This is a genomic window from Azospirillum formosense (assembly GCF_013340925.1).
Lineage (GTDB): Bacteria > Pseudomonadota > Alphaproteobacteria > Azospirillales > Azospirillaceae > Azospirillum > Azospirillum formosense.
The window spans coordinates 20,563-27,153 of the sequence record NZ_WHOR01000049.1; the positions used below are offsets into that span (position 1 = coordinate 20,563).

General features: G+C 68.8%; 7 protein-coding genes. 2 read left to right on the forward strand and 5 right to left on the reverse strand.

Annotated features, from left to right (window positions below; translation table 11 throughout):
• Positions 1-213 precede the first annotated feature (213 nt).
• Complete coding sequence (locus GBZ26_RS09270) at positions 214-1,791, forward strand: sensor histidine kinase (protein ID WP_174438588.1); 1,578 nt, start codon at positions 214-216, stop codon at positions 1,789-1,791.
• Entirely contained in the window at positions 1,784-2,191 is a 408-nt protein-coding gene (locus GBZ26_RS09275; protein ID WP_174438589.1) for a response regulator, read from the forward strand. Before GBZ26_RS09270 ends, GBZ26_RS09275 begins: the two co-directional genes overlap by 8 nt.
• Before the next feature lie 10 nt (positions 2,192-2,201).
• Here the strand turns inward: GBZ26_RS09275 and GBZ26_RS09280 are convergent, their stop codons facing one another.
• The 5 genes from GBZ26_RS09280 to GBZ26_RS09300 all read right to left on the reverse strand — a co-directional run.
• On the reverse strand, positions 2,202-2,981 hold the full coding sequence (locus GBZ26_RS09280) for a LamB/YcsF family protein (RefSeq protein ID WP_174438590.1): 780 nt from the start codon (positions 2,979-2,981) through the stop codon (positions 2,202-2,204).
• Positions 2,978-4,063, reverse strand: a complete 1,086-nt coding sequence (locus tag GBZ26_RS09285) for a 5-oxoprolinase subunit C family protein (protein WP_174438591.1) — start codon at positions 4,061-4,063, stop codon at positions 2,978-2,980. Before GBZ26_RS09285 ends, GBZ26_RS09280 begins: the two co-directional genes overlap by 4 nt.
• On the reverse strand, positions 4,060-4,782 hold the full coding sequence (pxpB, locus tag GBZ26_RS09290; RefSeq protein ID WP_174438592.1) for a 5-oxoprolinase subunit PxpB: 723 nt from the start codon (positions 4,780-4,782) through the stop codon (positions 4,060-4,062). Before pxpB ends, GBZ26_RS09285 begins: the two co-directional genes overlap by 4 nt.
• Before the next feature lie 11 nt (positions 4,783-4,793).
• Positions 4,794-6,095 (reverse strand): TRAP transporter large permease, encoded by a 1,302-nt coding sequence (locus GBZ26_RS09295; protein WP_174438593.1) that lies wholly within the window; start codon positions 6,093-6,095, stop codon positions 4,794-4,796.
• Positions 6,096-6,098: 3 nt separating this feature from the next.
• The coding region (locus tag GBZ26_RS09300) for a TRAP transporter small permease (RefSeq protein ID WP_211104666.1) at positions 6,099-6,591 on the reverse strand (493 nt) is incomplete at its 5' end.

Consider the following 6,591-nt stretch of genomic DNA (forward strand, 5'->3'; position numbering starts at 1 on the left):
CATCCAAAGCTATGCGGAGCGCTAACCATTTGCCGGTATAGCGTTCCGCGTGTTGCTCCGCCTCCCTGATTCGAGTAGCGTTCGCTGTTGCAGCCTTCCGCGGCATGGTGCCGCAAGGCATTGTGCTTCAAGCTTTTGTGGCGAGATCAGAGAAACGGCGGCAATTCCGGTCCCGGTTGGGCCGCGGGCGGTGAGCCAAAAAAGAGGGGCGGCATGTTCGGTGGCGTGGAAGCCTTCTTCGACACCAGCGCGTACTTGCCTCACGGCGTGTGCCTGTTCTGGCGTCCGGAAATCCTGACCCTGCACATCGTGTCCGATGTGCTGACCGGGCTTTCCTATTACTCAATTCCCGTGGCGCTGCTTTACTTCGTCATGAAGCGCCGCGACGTCGCCTTCACCTGGATCGTCTGGCTGTTCGCCGCCTTCATCCTGGCCTGCGGCACGACGCATTTCTTCAGCCTGTGGACCTTGTGGTATCCCGACTATGCCGTGGAAGGCATCGTCAAGGCGCTGACCGCGATGGTGTCGGTGCTGACCGCCGTCGCCTTGTGGGTGCAGATGCCCAAAGCCCTCGCTCTGCCCAGCGCTACCCAGCTCGCCGACGCCAACGGAGCCCTTCAGCGCGAGATCGAGATCCGGCGTCAGGCCGAGCTGCGCTACGCCAGCTTCTTCAACAACTTGGCCGAGGGGTTGTTCGTTGTCACGGTGCTGCCGGACGGTGACTTCGCCTTCGACACGCTGAACCCCGCCCACACGCGGGCGACGGGGATCGATCCGGAAACCATCCGCGGCCGGCTGGTCCGCGAGGCCGTACCGCCGGAGACGGCCGCGGCGGTGATCGAACGCTACAGCGCCTGCGTCGCCGCGGGTGGCCCGATCGATTACGAGGAGACGCTGGACCTTCCGGTCGGGCGGCGCACGTGGCACACCGTGCTTGTGCCGGTGCGCTGCGAGGAGGGGCGGGTGGTCCAGATCCTGGGCAGCTCACGCGACATCACCGACCGCAAGAGGCTTCAGGAGGAGCTGGTCCAGACCTCCAAGCTGGCGACCCTGGGCACGCTCGCCGCCGGCATGGCCCATGAGATGAGCCAGCCCCTGAACATCATCCGGATCTGGGCCGAGAACGCCCTGTCGCGTCTGCGTGACGGTGACACCGACACCGCGCGCCTGGACAAAGTGTTGACCATCATGTCGGAACAGGCGGAGCGCATGGGCCGCATCATCGACCACATGCGCACCTTCAGCCGCCGCGACGGCGCCACCCAGCGCTTCGACCCAACAGCCTGCGTCCGCTCCGCCGTCGAGCTGGTGTCGAACCAGTTTGCCTTGGAAAACATCGAGGTCGTGAGCGACGTCCCGGCCATCGACTGTGTGACGCGCGGGCGCCCCCTGCAATTGGAGCAGGTGCTGGTCAATCTGCTGTCCAACGCGCGCGATGCCATCCTGGAATGGCGCGCCGACCCCGACGGGTCGCCGGCTGCCGGGCGGATCGCGGTGGGTATGCGCTGCGACATGACCGCCGGGCGGGCGGTCATCACCATCACCGACGACGGCGGCGGCATCGACCCGGACGTACTGCCGCGCATTTTCGACCCATTCTTTACGACCAAGGAGGTCGGGAAGGGCTCCGGCCTTGGCCTGTCCATCGGCTATGGCATCATCGATTCCATGGGCGGGCGGATCGACGCGGCGAATGTGACCCACGAGAACGGAAACCGCGGCGTCCGCTTCACCATAACCGTGCCGGTGTCCCATCCCTCCGTTCAGGACGTGGAGCGCGCTCATGCCTGACCCCGTCACCGCTCCGTTGCATATCCTCGTGGCCGAGGACGAAGCCTTGGCCGCCATGGCCCTTGAGGATTTCCTGTCCCGCAAGGGATATCGCGTGACCCTGGCCCAGGACGGGCAGGAGGGGCTGGAGCGCTACAGCGCCGACCCCGCCGACCTCGTCATCACCGATCTGCGAATGCCGCGGATGGACGGCCGTGCCCTGATCCGCGAACTGCGAATCAAGGCCGCCGGACTGCCGATCCTGGTGATGACCGGCTTCCTGTCGATGGAAGCGGGGGAGGATGACCTGACATCCGACCGCTGGCAGCCGTTGGTGGTGCTGCGCAAGCCGGTCAGCCCGCAGGTCATTCTGGACACGCTCACCAGCCTCGCCCAGGCGGCGAAGCTGCGGCCTGCATGATCGCGCCTTCCTAGAACCGGTCGCGCAGTTCCGGCAGGGGGACGATGCGGACGCCCTTGGCCTCCAGGGTGCGGCGCAGGTTTCCGGCCATGGCGACGGCGCTCGGCTCGTCGCCATGGACGCAGACGGAATGGACGGTGCAGGGAATGCGCGTGCCGGTAACCGACAGGATCACGCCCTCCTCCAGCATGCGCAGGACGTTGGCGGCCGCCACGTCCGGGTCATGCACCATCGCGCCGGGCTGACCGCGCGGCACGAGGTTGCCGTTGTCGTCGTAGGCGCGGTCGGCAAAGACCTCCTCCGCCGTGGGCAGGTCCAGCGTCCGCCCGGCCCGCGCCATCTCCGAACCGGCGGTGGCGAGGTAGATCAGCGAGGGATCGACGCCCTTGATCGCCCGTCCGATGGCCAGGGCCAGCCCCTCGTCCACCGCCGCCATGTTGTTCAGCGCGCCGTGCGCCTTCACATGGGTGACCGTGCCGCCGCTGGCGGCGGCGATGCCCATCAGCGCGCCGATCTGATAGGCGACCATCGCCTCGACCTCCGCCGCCGACATACGCAGGGGGCGGCGCCCGAAGCCCTGGAGATCGGGATAGGAGGGGTGGGCGCCCAGACTGACGCCCTTGGCCACCGCGTTCCGGACGGTCCGCGTCATCACCAGCGGGTCGCCCGCATGGAATCCGCAGGCGATGTTGGCGGAGGCGACGATGCCCAGCATGGAGTCGTCGTCGCCGATGTCGTAGGCGCCGAAGCCCTCGCCCAGGTCGGCGTTCAGGTTCACGGTGATGGTCATGGTGCCCTCCCGCACATCTCTTCTCGGTTCAGGATGTCGCCGTTGCCGTTGACGATGTCGACGACCCCGGACACGAGGTTTTCCGCGTAGAGCGCCTCCAGATCGACGCCGCCCGCCGGACGCACCGGTCGGATGGCGCGGACCCAGGCGGCGATGATCTGTTCCTGGCGCCGCCGGATGGCCTCCGCCTCCTCCACCGTGACGGCGCGGAAGCTGAGGGCGCCGCCGGGGCTCAGCCGGCCGACGCGGGGCAGGTCGGCGGAGATCACCGTGGCGATCTTGGCGTAGCCGCCCGCCGTCTGGTGGTCGTTCAGCAGCAGGATCGGCTGACCGTTGCCCGGCACCTGGATCGAGCCGGTGACCAGCCCGTCCGACGGGATGTCGGCGGAGCCGGTGTGGGAGAGCGTCGGCCCGTCGAGCCGCAGGCCCATGCGGTCCGCATCCTTGCCGACGCGGTAGGTCGCCGACAGGAAGGTCTCCAGCGCCTCCGCCGTGAAACGGTCCTCCTGCGGGCCGAGCACCACCCGCACCGGCCCGCCGCCATAGTCCGGCGGCTCCGGCAGCTCCACGTCGGCGCCCGGCGGGGCGTCGTTGCGGTTGAGCGGCAAACGCGCCCCATCGCCCAGCGGCTTGCCGCCGAGCGGCCCGATGCCGGCGCGGACATAGGTGGACAGGCTGCCCAGGAAGGGCTCCAGCGCGAATCCGCCGGCCACCGCCAGATAGGAGACCGCCGCCCCGCTGACGGCGCCCAGCTTCAGCACGTCGCCGCGCGTCAGCGTGTGGCTGCGGTGGGGTTCCAGCGGCTGGGGCGAATGCCCCTCGCGCTCCAGGCTCAGCGCCATCGGGCCGACGACGGCGACGCGCACGCCGTCGGCCTCCACCTTCAGCGCCGGGCCGAGCAGGGCGATCTCCACCCCCGCCGTGCCCGCCGGGTTGCCGACCAGCGCGTTGGCGAGGCGCAGGGCGATGGGGTCGAGCGCGCCGGCCACCGGCATGCCGAGTTCCTGATGGCCGAAGCGGCCGAGGTCCTGGATGGTGGCGAACAGCCCCGGCCGGACGATTGTGAGGCAGGGCGCGCTCATGGCGCGGCCCTCAGCGTGTCGGGATCGAAGCGGCCGGAGGCGGTCTCGGCCGACAGGGCGTCGAAGCGGGCGCGGTCCACCGCCTCGAACCGCACCCGGTCACCCGCGGCCAGCAGGACCGGGGCGGGGCGGGCGGCGTCGTAGAGCGGCACCGGGCAGCGCCCGATCAGGTGCCAGCCGCCGGGGCTCTCCCAGGGATAGACGGTGGTCAGCCGCCCGGCGGTGGCGACGGAACCCGCCGGCACGCGGACCCGCGGCTCGCTGCGCCGCGGCTTCTCCAGTTCCGCCGGCAGGTCGCCCATGTAGGCGAAGCCCGGCATGAAGCCCAGCATGTAGACGAAATACTCGGTCGACCCGTGGAGCTCGATCAGCCGCTCCGCCGTCAGGCCGAGCGACGCGGACAGTTCCGCGAGGTCCGGTCCAAGCTCCGCGTCGTAGCAGACGGGCAGCCGCCACAGCGTGCCTTCGGCTGGGGCGTCTGCGGCGTGAGCCAGTTCGGCCTCGACGGCGGCCTGGACCTCCCGGCGGCTGGTCACCACCGGATCGTAGACGACCTGGAGCGAGCGGAAGGTCGGCACCGTCTCCACCAGACCCGGCGGGGCGGCGGCCTTCAGACGGGCGTGCAGAGCCATGACGCGGGCGTTGGTCGGGCGGTCGATGCCCTCGCCGAACTCCACGTTGAAGGCCGTGTCGCCCGCCGTGGTGAAACGGACGTTCATGATGCCGCTCCTCACCCGATCATCAGCGAGGGCAGCCACGTCACCATGCCCGGGAAGATCCAGAGCAGCGCCACCATCAGGATCATCAGCATGAAGAAGGGCAGGCTGGCCCTGCCGACCGCGAAGATGCTCTTGCCCGTCATCGATTGCAGGACGAACAGGTTGAAGCCCACCGGCGGCGTGATTTGGGCCATCTCCACCACGATGATGATGTAGATTCCGAACCACAGCAGGTCGATCCCGGCGTTCTGCACCATCGGCAGGATGACCGAGGTGGTCAGCACGACCATCGAGATGCCGTCGAGGAAGCAGCCCATGACGATGAAGAACAGCGTCAGCACGACCAGCAGCGACGCCGTGGAAAGCTGCATGGAGGTGATCCACTCCGCCAGCAGGCGCGGGATGCCGGTGTAGCCCATGGCGACGGTCAGGAAGGCCGCCCCCGCCAGGATGAAGCCGATCATGCAGGAGGTGTGCGCCGCGCCCATGACGCTGTCGCGGAAGGTCGCCCAGCTCATCGAGCCGGTCAGCAGCGCCAGCACCAGAGAGCCGAGCACACCGATGCCCGCGGCCTCGGTCGGCGTGGCGATGCCCGCGTAGATCGAGCCGAGCACCGCGGCGATCAGCAGCATGACCGGGATCAGCGACCCGGTGTCGCGGATCTTCTCCGCGAAGCTCTGGCGCGCCTCACGCGGCGGCACCCGGCCGGGATTGAGCAGGGACCAGCCGCCGACATAGAGCATGAACAGCCCGGTCAGCACGATGCCCGGGATGACGCCGGCGATGAACAGCCGGGCGATGGACACGTCCGCCGCCACGCCGTAGACGATCATGATGATCGAGGGCGGGATCAGCAGGCCCAGCGTGCCGGCGCCGGCCAGCGTGCCGACGATCATCATCGGGTCGTAGCCGCGCCGGGTCAGCTCCGGGATGGTCATCCGCCCGATGGTCGCGGCGGTCGCGGCGGAGGAGCCGGAGACGGCCGCGAAGATCGTGCAGCCGACGATGTTGACGTGCATCAGCCGCCCCGGCAGCCAGCCCGTCCAGGGCGCCAGCCCCTTGAACATGTCCGACGAGATTCGCGTCCGGAAGAGAATCTCGCCCATCCAGATGAACAGGGGCAGGGCGGTCAGGGTCCAGCTCGTGCTGGCGCCCCAGATGTTGGTCGCCATGACCATGCCGACGGGGCGGGTGGTGAACAGCGCCATGGCGACGAAGCCGACGCCGGCCAGCGCCAGCGCCACCCAGATGCCGGTCCCCAGCATCAGGAGCATCGTCACCACGACGACGATGGAAGCGGTCGTCTGGTCCATCGGTCAGCCCTCGCTCTGCATGCCGGCGCTTTGATAGGACGCCTCGCGCCCCTGGATCACCGCCAGCAGGTCATCGAGGAAGGCGATCACCAGGATCACCAGCCCGACACCCATGGCGGCCTGCGGAATCCACAGCGGGATGGGCAGCACGCCCTGTCCCAGATCGCCGAAATCGTAGGAATCGTAGGTCATGCGCAGCCAGTACCACGCGAAATAGGCGCTGAGCGCCGTGCCGAAGCCGAGACAGAGCAACTCCACGATGCGCCGTGGGCCGCCGCGCAGCCGGTCCACCAGCACGCCGACGCGAATGTGCGCGCCTCGGCGCAGCGCCGGACCCAGCATGAGGAAGAAGGAGGCGGCCATGCAGTAGCCGGCCAGTTCGTCGGCTCCCGGCACCATGCGGTTGGCCAGCCGGGCGAAGACCTGGGACACGATCAGCACGGCGATCAGCACCAGGAACACCGCGCCCAGAATCTCGGCGGCGCGGTACAGGAAG